18 protein-coding genes are annotated in these 17,439 nt (G+C 39.3%); all 18 read right to left on the bottom strand.

What is annotated here, in order from left to right:
- Positions 1–6: 6 nt before the first annotated feature.
- The 18 genes from mraZ to DW019_RS04805 all read right to left on the bottom strand — a co-directional run bounded on the left by mraZ (position 7) and on the right by DW019_RS04805 (position 17,434).
- Positions 7–435: a division/cell wall cluster transcriptional repressor MraZ gene (gene mraZ / locus DW019_RS04720; RefSeq protein ID WP_117478037.1), complete on the bottom strand. Its 429-nt coding sequence runs from the start codon at positions 433–435 to the stop codon at positions 7–9.
- 226 nt (positions 436–661) lie between these two features.
- A complete protein-coding gene (gene lgt / locus DW019_RS04725) occupies positions 662–1,531 on the bottom strand; it encodes a prolipoprotein diacylglyceryl transferase (protein WP_118442685.1) in 870 nt (289 codons plus the stop codon).
- Between the two features lie 33 nt (positions 1,532–1,564).
- Positions 1,565–2,662 carry a redox-regulated ATPase YchF gene (gene ychF / locus DW019_RS04730; protein WP_022376559.1) on the bottom strand — a complete coding sequence of 366 codons (1,098 nt, stop codon included), beginning with the start codon at positions 2,660–2,662 and terminating at the stop codon, positions 1,565–1,567.
- A 377-nt stretch (positions 2,663–3,039) separates the two neighbouring features.
- Positions 3,040–3,546, bottom strand: coding sequence for an SLATT domain-containing protein (locus tag DW019_RS04735; RefSeq protein WP_118442686.1), 507 nt, complete (start codon positions 3,544–3,546; stop codon positions 3,040–3,042).
- Positions 3,547–3,878: 332 nt separating this feature from the next.
- Positions 3,879–4,121 carry a hypothetical protein gene (locus DW019_RS15375; RefSeq protein ID WP_243024099.1) on the bottom strand — a complete coding sequence of 81 codons (243 nt, stop codon included), beginning with the start codon at positions 4,119–4,121 and terminating at the stop codon, positions 3,879–3,881.
- Positions 4,122–4,167: 46 nt separating this feature from the next.
- Complete coding sequence (locus DW019_RS04745; RefSeq protein WP_347474402.1) at positions 4,168–4,299, bottom strand: hypothetical protein; 132 nt, start codon at positions 4,297–4,299, stop codon at positions 4,168–4,170.
- A 151-nt stretch (positions 4,300–4,450) separates the two neighbouring features.
- Positions 4,451–6,568 (bottom strand): protease Lon-related BREX system protein BrxL, encoded by a 2,118-nt coding sequence (brxL, locus tag DW019_RS04750; protein WP_118442687.1) that lies wholly within the window; start codon positions 6,566–6,568, stop codon positions 4,451–4,453.
- A 20-nt stretch (positions 6,569–6,588) separates the two neighbouring features.
- The gene (gene pglZ / locus DW019_RS04755) at positions 6,589–9,186 is read right to left on the bottom strand and encodes a BREX-1 system phosphatase PglZ type A (RefSeq protein ID WP_118442688.1); all 2,598 of its coding nucleotides are present in this window, start codon (positions 9,184–9,186) and stop codon (positions 6,589–6,591) included.
- A gap of 6 nt (positions 9,187–9,192) precedes the next feature.
- Positions 9,193–9,915, bottom strand: coding sequence for an ATP-binding protein (locus DW019_RS04760; protein WP_118442689.1), 723 nt, complete (start codon positions 9,913–9,915; stop codon positions 9,193–9,195).
- A gap of 39 nt (positions 9,916–9,954) precedes the next feature.
- Positions 9,955–10,671, bottom strand: coding sequence for a hypothetical protein (locus DW019_RS04765; protein ID WP_118442690.1), 717 nt, complete (start codon positions 10,669–10,671; stop codon positions 9,955–9,957).
- Between the two features lie 71 nt (positions 10,672–10,742).
- Positions 10,743–11,561, bottom strand: coding sequence for a hypothetical protein (locus tag DW019_RS04770; RefSeq protein ID WP_118442691.1), 819 nt, complete (start codon positions 11,559–11,561; stop codon positions 10,743–10,745).
- Between the two features lie 44 nt (positions 11,562–11,605).
- Positions 11,606–11,833 carry a DUF3791 domain-containing protein gene (locus tag DW019_RS04775; protein ID WP_118442692.1) on the bottom strand — a complete coding sequence of 76 codons (228 nt, stop codon included), beginning with the start codon at positions 11,831–11,833 and terminating at the stop codon, positions 11,606–11,608.
- Positions 11,830–12,300, bottom strand: a complete 471-nt coding sequence (locus tag DW019_RS04780; protein WP_118442693.1) for a DUF3990 domain-containing protein — start codon at positions 12,298–12,300, stop codon at positions 11,830–11,832. The genes DW019_RS04775 and DW019_RS04780 overlap by 4 nt, the downstream gene beginning before the upstream one ends.
- A complete protein-coding gene (locus tag DW019_RS04785; protein WP_118442694.1) occupies positions 12,297–12,536 on the bottom strand; it encodes a DUF3791 domain-containing protein in 240 nt (79 codons plus the stop codon). The genes DW019_RS04780 and DW019_RS04785 overlap by 4 nt, the downstream gene beginning before the upstream one ends.
- Before the next feature lie 20 nt (positions 12,537–12,556).
- Positions 12,557–12,736: a hypothetical protein gene (locus DW019_RS04790; RefSeq protein ID WP_118442695.1), complete on the bottom strand. Its 180-nt coding sequence runs from the start codon at positions 12,734–12,736 to the stop codon at positions 12,557–12,559.
- A gap of 1 nt (position 12,737) precedes the next feature.
- On the bottom strand, positions 12,738–13,295 hold the full coding sequence (locus DW019_RS04795; RefSeq protein WP_118442696.1) for a hypothetical protein: 558 nt from the start codon (positions 13,293–13,295) through the stop codon (positions 12,738–12,740).
- Between the two features lie 13 nt (positions 13,296–13,308).
- Complete coding sequence (gene pglX, locus DW019_RS04800) at positions 13,309–16,821, bottom strand: BREX-1 system adenine-specific DNA-methyltransferase PglX (protein WP_118442697.1); 3,513 nt, start codon at positions 16,819–16,821, stop codon at positions 13,309–13,311.
- Positions 16,814–17,434 carry a hypothetical protein gene (locus tag DW019_RS04805; RefSeq protein ID WP_118442698.1) on the bottom strand — a complete coding sequence of 207 codons (621 nt, stop codon included), beginning with the start codon at positions 17,432–17,434 and terminating at the stop codon, positions 16,814–16,816. Before DW019_RS04805 ends, pglX begins: the two co-directional genes overlap by 8 nt.
- Positions 17,435–17,439 lie beyond the last annotated feature (5 nt).

Below are 17,439 nucleotides of genomic sequence, written 5' to 3' on the forward strand. Positions count from 1 at the left end.
CACCGACTAAAAACTAAGGCCAAACTCTGACATATGTTCGGCAATGTCATCGATGTTGTCATAATCATCATTTTCATCCCAGCGCTCTTTACTCCAAATTTCAATTTTAGAAAGGACGCCGACAAAAACGGTTTCTTTGGCAAGTCCGGCATATTCACGTAATTTTGCCGGTATCAAAGCACGTCCCTGCTTGTCCAGTTCACATGGTGCCGCATTTGCCAAGAAATGTCTCTGAAGCATTCTGGCCTCTTTCGTGCCGGGAAGTTCTTTTAATTTTTCGATGAAACCCTCCCATTCGTTCATTGGATACGCAAACAGACAACCGTCTAATCCAAGCGTCACAACAAAAGACTCCCCTAAGTCTTCTCTTAATTTCGCCGGAATAATCACACGTCCTTTCGCATCAAGGCCATGCTCATACGTTCCCATAAACATCGTGCTTCACCAACTTCCCATCATGGCTTTGTGAACCTGCCACATAAGTCATAAAATTTACCACTTCGTGACACTTTACTCCACTTCTCACCACTTTTATATTAATAATACACCACTTAGTGGGAATTGGCAAGCCTAATTCCAATTTTTTTCCTGTTTGTACGCAAAAAAAGGCCCCGCTTATCTACTTTATATCGTAGATAAACAGAACCTTTTTCCTGTTTTGTTATTTTTCTTTCTTTTTCAACCGTCTCATCCGATAAATCCAGACAACCACGCCAGCCACTACAAGAACCGCCGAAAATACCTGTGATACAGCAATTCCGGTTGTTCCAATCTGTAACTGGTCGGTACGCAGTCCCTCAACCCATGCTCTGCCAAGACCATATCCGATGAGATAAATGAGAAAAATCTCTCCATCAAATTTCTTTTTCTTCGTATAAAGAAGCATTGCCGTCAACACCAACACATTCCATGCCGCTTCATACAAGAACGTCGGATGCACCTGAATATAACGAATGCCATCTTGTATGCTGATATGCTCTCTCATCGTAGAAGTAATATTTGCCGATGTGACATCACTAACCTTTAGGCGCATGGCAAACAACGAATCTGTATATTCTCCAAATGCCTCCCGGTTCATAAAATTACCAAACCGTCCGATAATCTGTCCAAGCACCAGTCCCGGCACAGCCGTATCGGCAAACAAAAAGAAACTGTATTTTTTCTTTTTACAATAGACAATTGCAGTAAGTACAGCAGCAATTACACCACCATAAATCGCAAGTCCGCCGCCTCGTGTGTTAAAAATCTGCAATAAATTGTTCTTATAGGCATCCCAGCTAAACGCTACATAATATAAGCGTGCTCCGATAATCGCAAAAATAATTCCCCAAATCGCATAATCGGAGTAAACATCCGGCTCCTGCCCGGTTCTCTTTGCCTGCCATCTCGCCAGCATAAGCCCGGCAAGCATACCACAGGCAATGATAATACCATAAAAAGCAATCGTGAATCCACCGATGGTAATTCCTTTTGGCAAATGTCCAATGGTAATTCCCAAATGTGGAAATGCAATATCTGCCCCTTGACTCATCCCAAATACCCCTCTTTCATTTTATAATCGATTTTATACATTAAAGCGGAACAATACAACATCGCCATCCTGTACAACATACTCTTTTCCTTCGGAGCGCACAAGACCTTTTTCTTTTGCTCCGTTATATCCATTGTACTCTACCAGATTATCATAGCTTACCACTTCCGCACGAATAAATCCGCGTTCAAAATCCGTATGAATTTTACCAGCTGCCTGTGGTGCCTTCGTTCCTTCTGTAATCGTCCATGCACGCGTCTCATCCGGACCGGTTGTCAAGAAACTAATCAAACCAAGAATGCGGTAGCTGGCGCGAATCAGTTTCTCAAGACCGGACTCAGTAAGTCCCAAATCTTCCAAGAACATCTTCTTCTCATCATCATCCAGTTCCGCAATCTCCTGCTCAATCTGTGCACAGATAACAAACACTTCTGATTTTTCCTCTTTTGCAAACTCACGCACCTTTGCTACCTGTTCATTGGATGCACCATCGTCAGCCAAATCATCTTCTGATACATTTGCCGCATAAATAACCGGTTTTGCTGTCAAAAGATTATATTCCTTAAACCACTCTTCTTCCTCTTCATCCAAAAGTTCAAAATTCTTTGCCAAATGTCCTTCTTCCAAAAAATCTTTCAAACGCTTCATCATTTCTACTTCTTTGGCAAGTTTCTTATCATTATTCGCACCGCGTGCTGTCTTAGCAATACGGCGGTCCAAGATTTCAACATCCGAAAAAATAAGTTCCAGATTAATTGTCTCAATATCACGCAGCGGATCAATACTTCCGTCTACATGAACAATATTCGTATCTTCAAAGCAGCGGACAACATGTACAATGGCATCCACCTCTCGAATATTTGACAAGAACTGGTTTCCTAATCCTTCTCCTTTGGATGCTCCTTTTACCAATCCTGCAATATCTACAAATTCAATAACTGCCGGTACGGTCTTCTTCGACTCATGCATCTTAGTCAATACATCCAGTCTTTCATCCGGCACCGGTACGACTCCGACATTCGGGTCAATGGTACAAAATGGGTAGTTTGCCGATTCTGCTCCTGCTTTTGTTAATGAATTAAATAATGTACTTTTTCCTACGTTGGGAAGCCCCACGATTCCGAGTTTCATGCTATCAAGTTCCTTTCTTACAAACCGTAATCCGGTCGATTTCTTTATAAATGAGTTATAAAACTCAGAATTTATCATACCATAAAGAAAGTAAAAAGTAAAATCTTATGTTAAATAGGTTTGTGTCAAGTGTTCGTTGGCACTTTTTGTTTTCCGTAATTCCGTAGAAACGGCAGCGAACATTTGGCACAACTCCATCATTCCAAGCTCAGTTTTTCTTTCCAATATATAAAATTTGGAACTTTTATCATTTCTTCAAACAAGAAAACAAATTAAAAACAATACTACTGGAACAACCAAAACTAATGAATACCAAATAAACTCAAAAAAAATCTTACATTGCTGCACAAACGGGAAAATCTCACTTAGATAATTATTTATTTTTTATACTCCATAGAATCCTTCATTTCCTTGCATTCCTTTTTGTATTTATACCATCTAATCCCCAATTCACTACACTTTTGTTTTACTGTTCGAAAGAAATCAACATCATCTCTATATTCAGCCTTTTCCATTAATTTATCATAATTTCCTTTTAAGCTTGAACAATTCTTCTCTGTTAATTTGCGCTTTAACGTTTTTACCGAATTCAAAACTTTTTCTGCCCCTTCTATTCTTTCTGCATACTTTGCACTTCCATTAACTAATGAATAAGCTAAAGTTACTATTGATAAAATTATCCCAAAATAATTGGAAAGTTTTGCATCAAACCAACAAGGAAAGAATTCACCAGTCAAGGGATAAACAATCAACGAAATACTGTAAAATACAACAACAAATTCTGAAAATTTCTTTTTTCTTGATAACCTTTTCATCATATTTGAATAATTGCACTGTGTTGTTTCCATAATATCAAATATTTTATCTTTGTTATATTCTTTCATAAAATCACACCTTTCATCGTTATTATACGACAAAAAATGCAATATTAAAAGATTATTCTACGACATTTAATCGAATCCTAAAATAAAAAATAGATTTATGTTACCATTCCTCCTGCTTGATATTGCAATCCTTGTGTCTGTCGAATAACAGTCTCAAGCAACTCCTACCCCCGTTATCTTATCTTCCACCTTATCACTAAAATTTTTCCCTAACTGTGCAATTAAATAAGCCGCCAGATTATATGTCTGATCCTCTTTATCTATTCTACTAAATCTTGCCAGTTTCCTTTTAACCTTATTGCTAAATGGTTCTGAGTTAACAACAAGCGGTTTTATTGTGATAGAAAAATATCCCAGTAACGCTGCATCTTTAGCGACAAAACCAAATATGTAACCGCCTGATGCTTCTTAGTAAATAGTATTGCCTGTTCTTTTAAAAATCGCTCCACAGCCGGATTTAATGGACAAGAAAACTCAGAAAGAATCTGATTCAATTTATCCTCTCCGACCCTCTGGTCATCATTGTTTAAAAATTCACGAATGTTTAGCACAATGTAATTATTTGCTGATTCCATTCGTTTTTTCCCTTTTCTCCATAAACTTTATAATATCATCTGCTCCCTATAAATAGGTAACATTAATCGGTACACGAGGCGTTTTATCGTTGGCAGATGCTTCAATCGCATCAGCAAACATCTCCACCTGTCTCTTCCCTGATAGTATAAAATTCTTTGTGATACTTGAAGTTGCCATGTAAACACCTCCTTTATTAATATAGTACATTTATATACTTTTCTATATTTATTATATTAGCTAAGAAGAAATTTTGCACTCCTCAACAGAGTACAGATACGAATAGGCGATATATCTAAAAAATCACATGGTAATTTTTTATCCCATACTCTTATTCGACCCCTAATGCCTTAAACACAGCATCCTCTGCACTCTGATACGGAATCAACTGAAATGCACTCATCAGATCCGCAGGAACACTTGCAAAATCAACAAAAGAGGTACTTGGAATCAGCACCTTCTTTGCACCACTGTCCAAACACACTTGAAGTGTATTGGCGAGCTCATCCACCTTTATCATCGTACCGCTAATCGTAATATCACCCAGAATTGCCAAATTGCTGACTACCGGCTTTCCCAGTGCAATCGAACAAAGGGCGACTAAAGTAGGAAGTGCCAGCTTCTCCGTCATTCCAATCCCCTGCAAATCCTGATAATTGATGATATAATCTTTGGTCGAAGTACTGATGGAACCACTGATACGGTTGCCATTTGCCTTCAAATAGTTAAATGCTGTATTCACCGCTTCTTTACACTTAGAATCGCTTCCTAAACCGGTTCGTTCAATCTTGCCATTTCCGGGAAGCATCTGGCTTTCCAGACGGAATACTCCAAGCATACCGCTTTTCCCTCTGGATACGGTATAAACCTGTCCCGGATTGCACATTCCATCCGGTATCAGTTTTCCACCTCCCTGCTCCGGAACAGAAACATAATGTTCTGACATATCCTCCAGATCAATATAAGAGAAGTTCACATCGTAGAATTCCATACCTCCCAGTTTTTTCAGCTGTTCTTTGACTCGGCGACGCATTTCCAAGGCAATCTGAATAACTTCTTCCAGTTCTTCTTTGGTAAACTCGCCATTCGGGTATATCAATTTCAAATAACCGTCTACCATACGTCGGACCGCAATCGTATCACGTTGGTTCAGGTTTCTTCCCAGCCGGAAATAGTGGTCAAGTGCATCACCATATTGTTCCTTACGAAGTTCCCGAATAAATTCTGCCAGATAATCACTAATAAAACCATAATCATCGGTAAAATGCTCCGGTCTGAACTTCGGAATCTCCCATCCTGGAAGATAGCAGTGCATGCGATCAAGAAATGCTGTATCCGTTCCCATTTCCGACGGAAATGGAGCAAACAAACTTGATGTTTTCAACAGAACATCTACACTCTGATTGATGTTCCCCACAAAGACCATGGAAGCTGTAGCAGCCTTTTCTTCTTTGCCACGGGCAAAAGAGCCAGATGCCATATAATCTTTCATAATCTGGATACCATCTTTATCTTTGAACTTAATACCCGCTACTTCATCAAAAGCAATGCAGTCCCACAAGCCAACCAATCCGACCGTCTTACGTCCCATATTGTAAAACAAGTTTGCAACTGTTGTCTGTCCACCGGAAATCAAAATACTGTTTGGAGAAATTTCTTTGTAGAGATGGGACTTACCTGTGCTTCTCGGTCCCAGCTCACAAAGATTAAAGTTATTCTCCACTAATGGAATCATCCGAGTCAAAAGCAGCCATTTCTCACGATATGTAAATTCATCCGGTTCCATACCGATTGAACGGAGAAGAATATCCAGCCATTCATCTTTCGTAAAAGCCTTTCGTCCCTTCTTCAGCTCGTCAATATCAATGTGCGGCATCTGGATTGGTGTCAGCTTACGGATACTGATCGGCGAAATATCTTTTTGCTTTTTTTGTTTAGAACGAAGTGGATTTCCATCAATATCCTCAATTCCGAAATTATTGTCGCCCTCAACCTCATAGTCCAACTGAACAATGCACCAAATACCGCCGCAAAGTAAGCGGTCAAACTTTTCCGGGTATTCATCGGCAATCGGTACATTGCCAACTCCCAAATTGGAAAACTCTGCAAAAAAGCAGTCCTTTTTCATATCCAAACGGACTGTCACCATATCAATGATTGTGTGGCTGCCTTTCTTACGCAGCTGTGATAAAATCTTCTGTGATTCATCCGGGCGTACAAAATTATCGGCAAGAATACGCTTCACATTCTGTACGCCTTTTTCAATAACATTTTCATCATCTGAACTGCAATACTGCCCCAACAGGAACTCAAGAACATAAACCGGAACATTTGCTCCTTCCTTGATTTTCTTTGTCAGATCTTTCCGGACAATCTTACCGTCAAAATTCTGACGAAGCTTGTCCTTTATTTCTTCACGAGTGCTTTCGCCCTCTGTAAATTGCTCCATCTTTCTATCCTCCCGCAATATCAACTAAAAAAATCAAACTCATCTACCGCAAAGGCAATGTCAATCTGGAACGGCTCGCGCTGCGGCATCTGCAATCCCTGTTCATCTGCAATCACCAAATAGTAAGTAGCAGTATTGCTATATTTCAAAGATTTCAGATTAAACTGGCAACGGAAGGTTCTCTCTGCACCATTGTCACTTGTCTTATCCGCAATAATTTTCTGAACATCACTAATCAGCTTGCCATTTTCATCCGTAAAGTATACCTGATAACTAGCTGCTTCACGGTTTGCACTGACTGCATCCTTCTGATAGAAATTCAGTGAGAAAATCATATTACTGATTTTACGGTTTGCGGACAACAAATTGACAGTTACCGGCTTGGTATCATATTTCTGTTTATTACGCCTATATTCCATAGAATCATTGCGGAGATAATGGTACTCAATTACCGGGACAACTATTTCCTGCAAACTGATACCGCCATGCACAAAGTTCATTCCTCCACCATTCATCTTGATTCGGATACTTCCTCTAGGTGCAAATCCATCAAACTCCGTGTTGCCGCCCAGAAATTTCACAGGCAATAGATAGTTCGGCTGTGCGCCTTTCTGCATGATCGCATAGCGTCTGCCATATTCCACATCCATACCGTTAAAGTTAGTCTTGTCCGCTTTATCATCCTCAGTCAGCGGACTGTATGTATAAAGGAATCCATGATCGGCCGTAATCAGAATATTCGTGCCGCCAAATTCATTTACAATAATTCGCACAAGGTTCTTCAATTCTGAAATTGCCTTATCACAAGCAGAGAAAACAGCGGTATCAGAAGTATGGCTGGCTTCATCAATGGTATCGTGATAAATATAGACCACATCCATACCTTTCACCAAGGCACTCCGTTCTGCTCTCTTCATAGCAATAATGTCATTGTATTTTAATGCCACACTTGCCGGATCTTCTGATTTCAGAACCTTATCCCGGTAAGTGCTTGCCGTAGACTGACCATCTGCCAAAACTGTCAAAATATCATTCCGAACCTCTACTGTCAGTTCTTTGTGCGGCAGCAATGCTGCCATACCGAACTTTGTGATAGAAGGAAAGACGCTCTGCATACTGCTAATGGAAACCTTGCTCTGTGTTTCTCTCTGAAGCTGGTCTGCCATCGCAGCTGCCACTTCATACCGCATCGCATCCGAAATAATCACAAATATCTTAGTATCCGAAGTTTTAATACGGGAACGATAAAATTCTTCCTGCTGCGGCACTTCCAAAACCTTACCATAAGTTGCCATTTCATCTGCGCACACATCCGACCAGTTATTCCCCAACTCACCTAAGAACCAATGAGTATAGAGCCCTTCCACTTTATCGACAACGTGCTTGAATAAATCATCCAGCAGAATATTGGAAATCTCCAGACTCTTTTGGAAACTCAGATGGAACAAACGGTAATAGGTATCCATCTGATAGTAACTTTCCGTATACTCTTTCCAGATGCCTTTTGCTTCTGCAGTGTGAAATCCAGCAGAATGTTCCTTAAAAAAACTCTGCATATTCGCCACTTGTAAAATACCGTCATAGAAATTCTCAAATGACTCATACCATGCACAAGTTCTGCGTTTTTCGACCGTAGAAGTTATGGCATCTACATCAATGATCTGGTCACTAATCTCCGTCATAAGCTTGATCAGAATCACTTCGTTGATACACGGGAAACACTCGGTTCCTGCCAGATCATCCACAGACAACTTTTCAAAACGCTGATGGAGATGTGCTTTCTCCTCAACATACCGTGCCACATCGTATAGCTGCCCCACATCCTCACTATGAAGCCATTCAGAAATAAAATCATAACAATATGCCTGATGCGGCATAGAAATAAAGCTGTCCAATCCAGCAAGATACTCCTGCCGCATGGTACGGGTAGCAGCGGTCAACAGTAAATGAATCGCCAGCCGTCCAAGGTCCGGTTCTTCCTCAGCAAATCCACTTCCCTGACGAACCATCGCCCAGAAAGCACTGTCTGCATGATATTTTATGAAATCCTGATAAATGGTATTGTTGTTCAAATCCAATCCTGCACGGAACGTACTGCGAATAATCATATCCGGCTGTGCATCTTTCAATCCACATATTGCTGCCATAACAGCCATGTGTAACTGCGCCGGGGTTGCCGGCACCTTATTCTGTGTGCCAACTTTCAAGCGACGATCTTTTGCATTGAAATAGGCACGATAATTCTTGATCTGCTTCCGCATGGCCGGATTCGATACAAGCCCCATCTCATCCATCCAAATGGAAATCAAATCTGCCCGGAACTCTTCACTGTAAAGTTCCACATCTAGAAGCCAGTTATCATCTGGGCGGTTATATGCTAACGGACTGTAAACCAGATAGTTTGTGGTCAGATCGTCTACTGAAAGCAGTTTCTTAACAGAAAATGCGTTATTACCCGTCAGAGCAATTACCTTTGCATTTTCTAAAACCACTTCGTCCAGCTTATCCTCAAATTCTTTATCTTCATCATACCAAAAGATAATACGACGCTGATAAAACTCCGGCAGAGGTGCAGAAAATCTGCGATTCAAGTCCTGTATTACTTTGTCTGTGTCCATGCTGCATTATCTCCTTTTCGTATTTTTTTCATAAATTGTGCTTCGTGCTGCACCTTCTTTTTTCAAATAACTTTCCCTAACCATATTTAATAAAACAGCTCTGGCTCTACGAGGTTTGACCTCTAAAAGCTCTGCCGTCTCAGCAGCAGTAATAGGGCCATTTTCCGATACATATTTGTAAATTTGTTGTTCCTGTTCATTATCCGGCATTTTTTCTGTCTTATCTGGCATTCCATCAGAACTATCCGGTATTTTCTTCATAGTATTTGGCACTATTTCTGCTTTATCTGGCACTTTATTGTCACTATCCGGCATTTTATCAATGGTATTCGGCACTTTAATGGCGTTATTGAGGTCATTGAGATCAACAGTGCCGCCAACCTGACGTTCAATCAATATCCCCCAGGAACGCAGCTGCTGTCTGCCCTCCGAAACTTCTACCACAATAACGGTTTTACCCTCAACCGTCTGTAAAGTAATATCCGGGATGATTGCCGGTTCACAACTGTCTAATACGGCATTGGCAATGGCATCCATTTTCTTGAACACATCTTCCTTGTCAAAACCAATGACTTCTCTGGTTTTATCAGCAATTCCGAAAATGATCTTACCTCTGGTTCCATTGGCAAAGGCAACCACAGACTTCATATATTTGATACTTTTCTCCGGCAGGTTTTCCTTGAATTCTACATTCTTGGATTCTCCAGCAAGAATTTCTTCTATGGTCATTGTAACACCTCGCTCTCTTTGGCAGCATTCGCCACCCAATTATTTTAAGTCACTTTCTGTTTCCGAAGAATCCGCTTTTTCTACTATTGCTGATAATGCTGATTTAGCAGAAATGATTGCTGTAATACCACTAATATCACCAATATCCAATTCGATATGATCTATATTTTCATCACCTGGCGTAAATACAAATCTTACTTCCTGCTGATAGGTATACGAATCACGTTTCCAAAAAGCAATATTCCACATTCCTGCAAGTAATGAAATTAACATATTCCCTCCATCAATAGTTGGATCATAGTATTGAACTGGCTCGAAATAAACTTTATAACCAGCTTTTTGAGCCGCTACTTTTACTCTACGAATAAATTCATCATGATCTAAAACGATCAATGCCGTATCACCAAATGAAAGCATTTTTTCTTTTTGTTTATCTGTAAATCTAAATTTTTCTTCTGTTGGATTCACTCCAAACATACAGAAAACAAAATCGTTTGATTCAGATGTTTTTAGCAAATCATCATTAACTGCAACTGTTTCTCCAGTATCAGGAAAATAAATCGTAGCTTCGTTAATATGAATCATAGCTTCATATTTATCTCCAACTTCACAATCTCCAGTTTCTTCTTCTCTTTTACGATAATATCCAAGGGTTTTCGCATAAATCTTCCCTGATTGCAAACTTTTAATTTTATCTGCATCTTGGAATTTTATTAATGGCATCCCTTTTGCTTGAAAATGAAGTTTTTTTCCCATTGAATCCTTCCTTTCGTCGTTAATTGATATATCTTCCTGCCTGCATATGAAATTCAACAAATCAAACTAATTTAACTTTTCAACTCATCATAAAACCCCTTATAATCAGGATATTTTTCTTGCATCTGTATATAATCTTTTATTTCCTCGATGCTTAAAATATTTTGCGGCGGAACATCTCCCACTGTCATTCCTGTAAATTCAAATTCATAACCAAAGCCAAAAATATCTTTCGTTATATTGTATTTGACTATTTCAGCAATTAAACGATTGCGATATATCTCATGAATATCACCTAATTTAATCTTAAATGTTATTACAGAGGGTCTTCCCATAATCCATAAACGTTTATAAGGTTCTTTTCTATACAATTTTCTGTCAACCGCCTCCAAAGACCATCGCAAAATTTCGCCACCTAAATTAATAGCAAAATGGTTTAATTGATCGTCCTTATATACTTGACTTTTATCAACAAAAAAATGTACCGATTTTGTTCTGGATTGTTTATCACGATTCCACAAAAAATATACATGTGAAAAAACTTCCTCTATCTTACCATTATCTAAGCCTATATCAACAAGGAGTTTTCGCAATCGTTTCTCTCCAGCATTATTTTTCCCTCCCGCAGTCACAAGACCATGTTTCCAAAATTCATTTTCATCTAAAATACGTGTACAATGGCATACTGCAATTTCTATGTCCATATTATCTTTAACAAAATCAGTAACCAACTTCGATTCACCGATTCTAATATCTTGTAACTGGTGTTCAATTTGCCGCCATTCTTCAATACTATCTGTATTTACTCTTCTTAAAATCATCTTTTCAAATTCAGTTCCCCAATTTTTCAATTCTTTTGGGAACGTATTCGGATTGTCAAAATCAATCATTTTGTTGCACCTCATCACGAATAAATATCAAACTTAAATTTCAGTTATTGGCAATTTTCCAGAACCTTCTCTGTATATTCCTGTTTCAATTCCTCTGCCAGATACGCATCGCTCATACAGTGCATATCAGAAACACCATCACGGATCAGCTGATAGATCTGGGAATGATAAAAGAAATCCAATGCCGCATCCAGTGAAATCCCCTGCTGTCTAGCAAAGTATTCGATAACACGGCTATATTTTTTCTGAAGCAAAATCGAGTTCGCTGTCATAGTGTTTCACTCCCTTCAAAATGCAACAGAGACAGTGCTTGCTCTGTGCGGAAACATATTTGCAGATTCGGTTTTTCATAACGCAGGCGGTTGATGGCTTCTGTTTTATCAATCAGACCGTCAAAGAACAGCTCCACGGTATTGAACACTTTATCATTGGCAACACCGCCTACAACAAGGTCGTAATCTGTCGAATCTTTTCCACTGCGGCAATTCAGAATGAAATCAAGCCATTCTTCGGAATAAGAATCGAATTTCAACGTTTTTAATTCAGATTCCCGGCTTTCATCATATTCATATAGGGAGATAATAACGTCTTTCCCACGGCGTTTGAACTTGCCGCACCACTTCGCTGCCTGTTCATACAGCGGCGTGACATAGAAGCCACGCCCGAAGTCTACATTGAGGCGGGAATGAACCAAATCCGGCTTTGCAATCTCTAAGAAAGAACCATGATAGAGAATCATACTTCCACACCCCTTTCTTTCATCACATCAAGGAGATCATCAACAATATATTCCCGGCTCTGGGTATGCAGCACTTCATATTCCGGTACGATATATCCGTTCAAAATGTCGCTCTTTTCGGTAAATGCCTGATAAACACGTTCTGCATCCACGCCCAGCTTTGCCGCCACATTTTCAATACAAAATACAGCAAACTCCAATTCACTGGAATTTTTAATTTTTACATCCGTCATCATACGCAAACCCTCCTTTAGAATCACTGTTCTCCATTTGAACGCTTTTCTCCGTGATATATAAAAGTTTCATAAGTTATACCTTTTTCAGCTCTTTGTTCAGTAGTAATTCCGGTCTGATGATTTGAGCCTTCAACACTTGAAAGTGGTGGAAGACCTTTTCCACTTTTAATATCATCCATTGTTTTATCTCTATTAGGCACTTCAAAATCCTCCTTTTCTTAATAGCACAGCAGCCACATACATCATTATTCCAACAATAATTGCAAACATTGCATTATCAAATGCCTTTTGCTTCTTTTGTACAATTGGACGAACTTCATTTACAATTCTTGTATATTTGTCAATCAACCATAATGCTGCATGTGATTCTTTGTTTCGATATATTTCTTCATTTCTAATGTCTTCACTTTTAAAAACGGCAATTTTTCTTCCTCTTAATAAAAACAACAAGTATATTGTAGCTCCAACACTTACTATTAAACTACCACCAAGACATGTCAATTCAATGGAGGTCAAAATCACTTCCCATATTTTCATATTACTTACACTGAATTTTGCCGGTGAAAAATCAAACGCTCCAAGCATAATTGTTAAAATAACGCTGCAAAACGCCAAAGCAATACTGATTTTTTCATATATCTTATTATAATTATCCTGTATTCTCTGATAATCCTGAAAGCAGTTGTCTAAAAGAAAATATGCTGATGGATAATCTTCACACTCAGTTTGTAGTGTATTCTCAACATCACTATTGTCCATATATTTGTCCCCCTTACTTTATTTTAGCCAAAACATCCTTGAAAATTGAATAATTCTTCTTCACGCCATCATCCAGATCAATAGAAATCATCTGATCTGCAAGATGATGAATCTTTTCTTCATAGTTCCTAAGTTCAGTGTCCTGTGCCTGCAGTTTGCTCAGCTTTTTGTTCAGCTTAACACGCTCGCCAGCGGAAGCATTAGCAATCCGCTGTTCTAGATCGGCAATAGCAGTACGATAACGAGCCTGCTGTTCATGCACATAATCGGTACGAATACGTGCAATCATATCTGGCTGATAGCGGTGCATATAAATCAGAGCCTTAAAGCCATTCTTCTTACCACTGTCAAACAGCCAGTAAATCGGACGTTTCTGATAAATCTTACAATGGTCAGAATAGAAGTCACTTAAGAAATAATTCCGAATCACATCCTTCGGCTGACCTTTACCGCCCAGAACATCGGCAATGAACTTCAGATTTTCGTCCAGCGTATCTGCACCGTAAATAGTTTTCACAAACTCTACAAACAAACCGACAATATCATCCTCAAAGTATTCATCGTCACAGACTGGGATAATGTTATCCTTATCCGCAGCGAAAGAAGCATACTTGCTGGCATCCCATTCGCCGCCTGCATAGGCAAGACCATCCACATCCAGAGAATAGCGACCAAACATACAGCCAACTGCATAGGAAATGAAAGAACGAATATCTCTGCCAAGGTCAGCCTTGCGGACTGTGACATCCTTATCCTCAACTTCCGGTGTTAGCTCATCCTGTAAACCGTAAATGTCGATGAAGATACGGTTCAGTTCTTCCTCATTGGCTTTCAGCTGATTGAAACGGTTATCACATTCAGTCTGCCACTGGTCAAAGGCTTCGGCAATGGTCGGAACTTTACAAAGCAGAGGATGGTGCTGGAAGTCCCATGAAATTTCAGAAGAATCATATATATTTTTTGAAATTTCAACACATTTTTTTGCACTGGTTTTAATTGCCATTTTTTCTTCCTGCGTTGGTTCAAGAACTGGCATTCTTTTCAAATCACCAACCTGGGTTGTTGTTGTCGGATTAAGTGAATCAATATACTTGGGGGTTAATTTACTATTCAAAAAAGCAATCGCCAGCCAATAGTTAGCTTCACTTGGAAATCCACATGAACCTTTAACATCAAACACTGCCCCATTGTTACAGTACCTTGCAGCAAAGGATCGTCCAGATATATCTGACCACGTTATGCATTTTTGACAATAATATTGTCTTGACGGTAAATGATTGCCTTGATTAGCTAAAACATTGTAATAATATGAATCAAACATCAGTACATAATCATTATTTCCATACCACCGAACTTGCTTTCCACCCTTGTTATATGGAATATACAATTTTTCAGAAGCATGAAAATCTTCAACAGAATTAAATCCAATACCAATCTTGTTAAAAGCAACTTCGGTCCAAGCTCGCATGAAACGGTCATTTTCGCCAGTTGTAATACCTGCTTTGGGGTTTCCATAATTTTCAAATGGTATTCCCACAAGAAAACTTTTTCTCATTTTTTCACTGAGCCAATAAGAAAATGGCGTTGCTTTAATGCCTGCAAAATCTTCGCTACATGAATAATAGTGATTTGTCTTATCAGTAAATTCAGTAATCTTATCCTCGCAAGCATAATCTACAAGCCTAACAAACTTTGCATAATATTTTGTTAAAGCAGCTTTACTGAAAAACACAAAGGCACTTGTCTGTACCACTTCTCCATTTATTTCTGGAAATGCATCAGCACCTAAATGAACCATGTTAGTAAAAGTATTATTTTTTATTAACTTGGCACGCAATTCTTTGTAATCATCGGTAAACATAAATGATTGCTGTGTGACCAATCCAATAAATCTGTCTGAACCAGCTAAATCCAAACTTTTTTCTATAAAACAAGTATAAAGATCTGATTTTGAGTCTGGATAATTCTTTTCAACAAATTTTTTAAGTTTTGGATTCATTCCCTTACGACTTCCCATATACGGTGGATTTGTCACAACTACATCATACTTCTGTGCCAGTGCTTCTGCCACCTGTACCAACGGAAGCACTTCTTTCAATGCTACTTCACGGAACATATTTATATCTTCCGTAATCTCAGCAAAACGGTCATACAGGGCAAACCAGTCCTGCGGTGTTACAGTCAGAATCGAACCATATTCCTTTGCATCATGCAGTTCTTTGATGATGGTATCCATAGCCACTGTGAACTTCATATCACCATTACAGAAATAGTCCACCGCAAATTTATCTACATGATTGCTCTCCACAATGGCATATACATGGGGCTGAATGCCACGGCTAAAGAAACGGCGGTCATACTGACGGGCTTTCATCATTACCGCAAAGTAAGCCAGCTGTGCCGCACGGTCATCAATATCCAAACCATAAAGATTGTTCTCTACAATGCTTGACACTGCTTCACGGGTGGTATAGCCGTAGGATTCATAAATCTTCATCAGTACATCAAACATATATGCAAGAACATGACCGGAACCGGAGCAAGGGTCAATGACTTTCAGCTGATCCGGTGTCAGTGCGGCGTATTCCTTGTGAATCTCTGCAAGCTGTGCCTGCACTTCCGACTCCTGCTCGGCTTCTTCCAGATAGTAGTGCCATTTGGTATCTTCCGGCTCACGTTTTCCGGCAGCATAGGCAGACTGTTCTTCCTCTGTCGGGAGAAGTTGCTCTTTGACATCTGGGTGTCCCTCCAGCCATAAACGACCAAGGCTGTTCTCTACCATGTAGCGAACAATCCAGTCCGGTGTAAAAAGCTGGGTCGCTGCAGGGATGTTTTCTTTTGTGATTTTTACATTCTTTTTCAGTGCTGCGAAAACATCGTCTTTTTTCTCGCTGTTATAATACTGATACAGCCAGCCGATGATCTGAACAGCATCCTTCCAGTCATCCTCCGGTATCAGCTCAATCATCTGTTGAATGACACTGCCTTCACGGAGTAGATTGTCCGGCAGAAGAAGCTCTGTGTAGTCCGCAATCTTCTGGAACATTCCCGGCAGAATCTTATTCAGAGCGTTACACTGCACGATCAGCAGATATTTATACAGTTCTTCGGTCTTTTCTGCATCTTTCAGCTCATAGACCTTTTCCATATCCAATCCATCCAAATTCAGATGAATGGCTTCGGTTATAATCTGCGGCTTAAAATTGTTTTCCTCATCCGTGAATACACGCACATGGGAAGAAAGATAGCCGTTGACTTCCATGAATCGCAGAGCAGAGAAGCGGTTAAACCAAGTGTAGGCAACCCCCTCCATGACCTGCTTATATCCTTTATCGTTAATCTCGGCAATCAGAGCCTGACGCTGTTTCTTTTCATCGGCAGTGAGGACTTTGCCGTCAACGCTGTCTGCATTGACATCCTCCATGTTATCCTCTGTGATACCGTATTCTACACCTTTCAGGGAAACACGGGTGATCAGCTCTGTTCTTGCCCAGACTGCAAATTTTTTAATCGCATTCTTATCCATAATTTTCTCCATCTTCTATTCGAACAGACAATTTCTTAATATCTTTATCAATATTCTCCATTGATTTTTTCAAATTATCAACACTATTCTTAAACTCATCCACTTCTGAAATATAGTTTAAAAATCCACTGTACTCTGAAAAATCGATTGCAATTTTTTCAGTATAAGATTTGTTTTTCCCATACTTACAATATTCGTAACCAATCCTTACTGTTTTTTCTTCAAAATCGTTTATGATATTAAAAACATTTGTATCAAATGAAATAACCCATTTCTGATTTGGAAAAATCACAATACTCGTCAATTCTTTCTTTTTTAATCGTTCCTGCGTTTTCGTTTGCAACTGTTTGGTAAAAGTTTCATTAAACGTCAAACTTTTAACTTCCAATGGAACAGTGCCAACATTTCTCAAAACAATGCACGCCAACGTTGAGCGAACAAGTTCAAACGATATTTGCATATAAGGGCGATTTTTCTCACTTCGTTCCTTGAGCAAAAAGAAAATTGTAACCCATGAAGCAATTAGTGCTAATATTGAAATTACACTATCCCAAGGAAAAGCTGAATTTTGCTGTTCAACTGCAATAACCAGTCTTTTAAGTAATTCTTCCATAGGTA

The organism is Clostridium sp. AF37-5 (assembly GCF_003477605.1).
In the GTDB taxonomy this organism is placed as follows: Bacteria; Bacillota; Clostridia; order Lachnospirales; family Lachnospiraceae; genus Eubacterium_F.

What these genes read in the sequence shown, in the direction of transcription:
- mraZ (WP_117478037.1), bottom strand. Translation starts at nt 435, where the DNA reads ATGTTTATGGGAACGTATGAGCATGGCCTTGATGCGAAAGGACGTGTG.
- lgt (WP_118442685.1), bottom strand. Translation starts at nt 1,531, where the DNA reads ATGAGTCAAGGGGCAGATATTGCATTTCCACATTTGGGAATTACCATT.
- ychF (WP_022376559.1), bottom strand. Translation starts at nt 2,662, where the DNA reads ATGAAACTCGGAATCGTGGGGCTTCCCAACGTAGGAAAAAGTACATTA.
- DW019_RS04735 (WP_118442686.1), bottom strand. Translation starts at nt 3,546, where the DNA reads ATGAAAGAATATAACAAAGATAAAATATTTGATATTATGGAAACAACA.
- DW019_RS15375 (WP_243024099.1), bottom strand. Translation starts at nt 4,121, where the DNA reads ATGGAATCAGCAAATAATTACATTGTGCTAAACATTCGTGAATTTTTA.
- DW019_RS04745 (WP_347474402.1), bottom strand. Translation starts at nt 4,299, where the DNA reads ATGGCAACTTCAAGTATCACAAAGAATTTTATACTATCAGGGAAGAGA.
- brxL (WP_118442687.1), bottom strand. Translation starts at nt 6,568, where the DNA reads ATGGAGCAATTTACAGAGGGCGAAAGCACTCGTGAAGAAATAAAGGAC.
- pglZ (WP_118442688.1), bottom strand. Translation starts at nt 9,186, where the DNA reads ATGGACACAGACAAAGTAATACAGGACTTGAATCGCAGATTTTCTGCA.
- DW019_RS04760 (WP_118442689.1), bottom strand. Translation starts at nt 9,915, where the DNA reads ATGACCATAGAAGAAATTCTTGCTGGAGAATCCAAGAATGTAGAATTC.
- DW019_RS04765 (WP_118442690.1), bottom strand. Translation starts at nt 10,671, where the DNA reads ATGGGAAAAAAACTTCATTTTCAAGCAAAAGGGATGCCATTAATAAAA.
- DW019_RS04770 (WP_118442691.1), bottom strand. Translation starts at nt 11,561, where the DNA reads ATGATTGATTTTGACAATCCGAATACGTTCCCAAAAGAATTGAAAAAT.
- DW019_RS04775 (WP_118442692.1), bottom strand. Translation starts at nt 11,833, where the DNA reads ATGACAGCGAACTCGATTTTGCTTCAGAAAAAATATAGCCGTGTTATC.
- DW019_RS04780 (WP_118442693.1), bottom strand. Translation starts at nt 12,300, where the DNA reads ATGATTCTCTATCATGGTTCTTTCTTAGAGATTGCAAAGCCGGATTTG.
- DW019_RS04785 (WP_118442694.1), bottom strand. Translation starts at nt 12,536, where the DNA reads ATGATGACGGATGTAAAAATTAAAAATTCCAGTGAATTGGAGTTTGCT.
- DW019_RS04795 (WP_118442696.1), bottom strand. Translation starts at nt 13,295, where the DNA reads ATGGACAATAGTGATGTTGAGAATACACTACAAACTGAGTGTGAAGAT.
- pglX (WP_118442697.1), bottom strand. Translation starts at nt 16,821, where the DNA reads ATGGATAAGAATGCGATTAAAAAATTTGCAGTCTGGGCAAGAACAGAG.
- DW019_RS04805 (WP_118442698.1), bottom strand. Translation starts at nt 17,434, where the DNA reads ATGGAAGAATTACTTAAAAGACTGGTTATTGCAGTTGAACAGCAAAAT.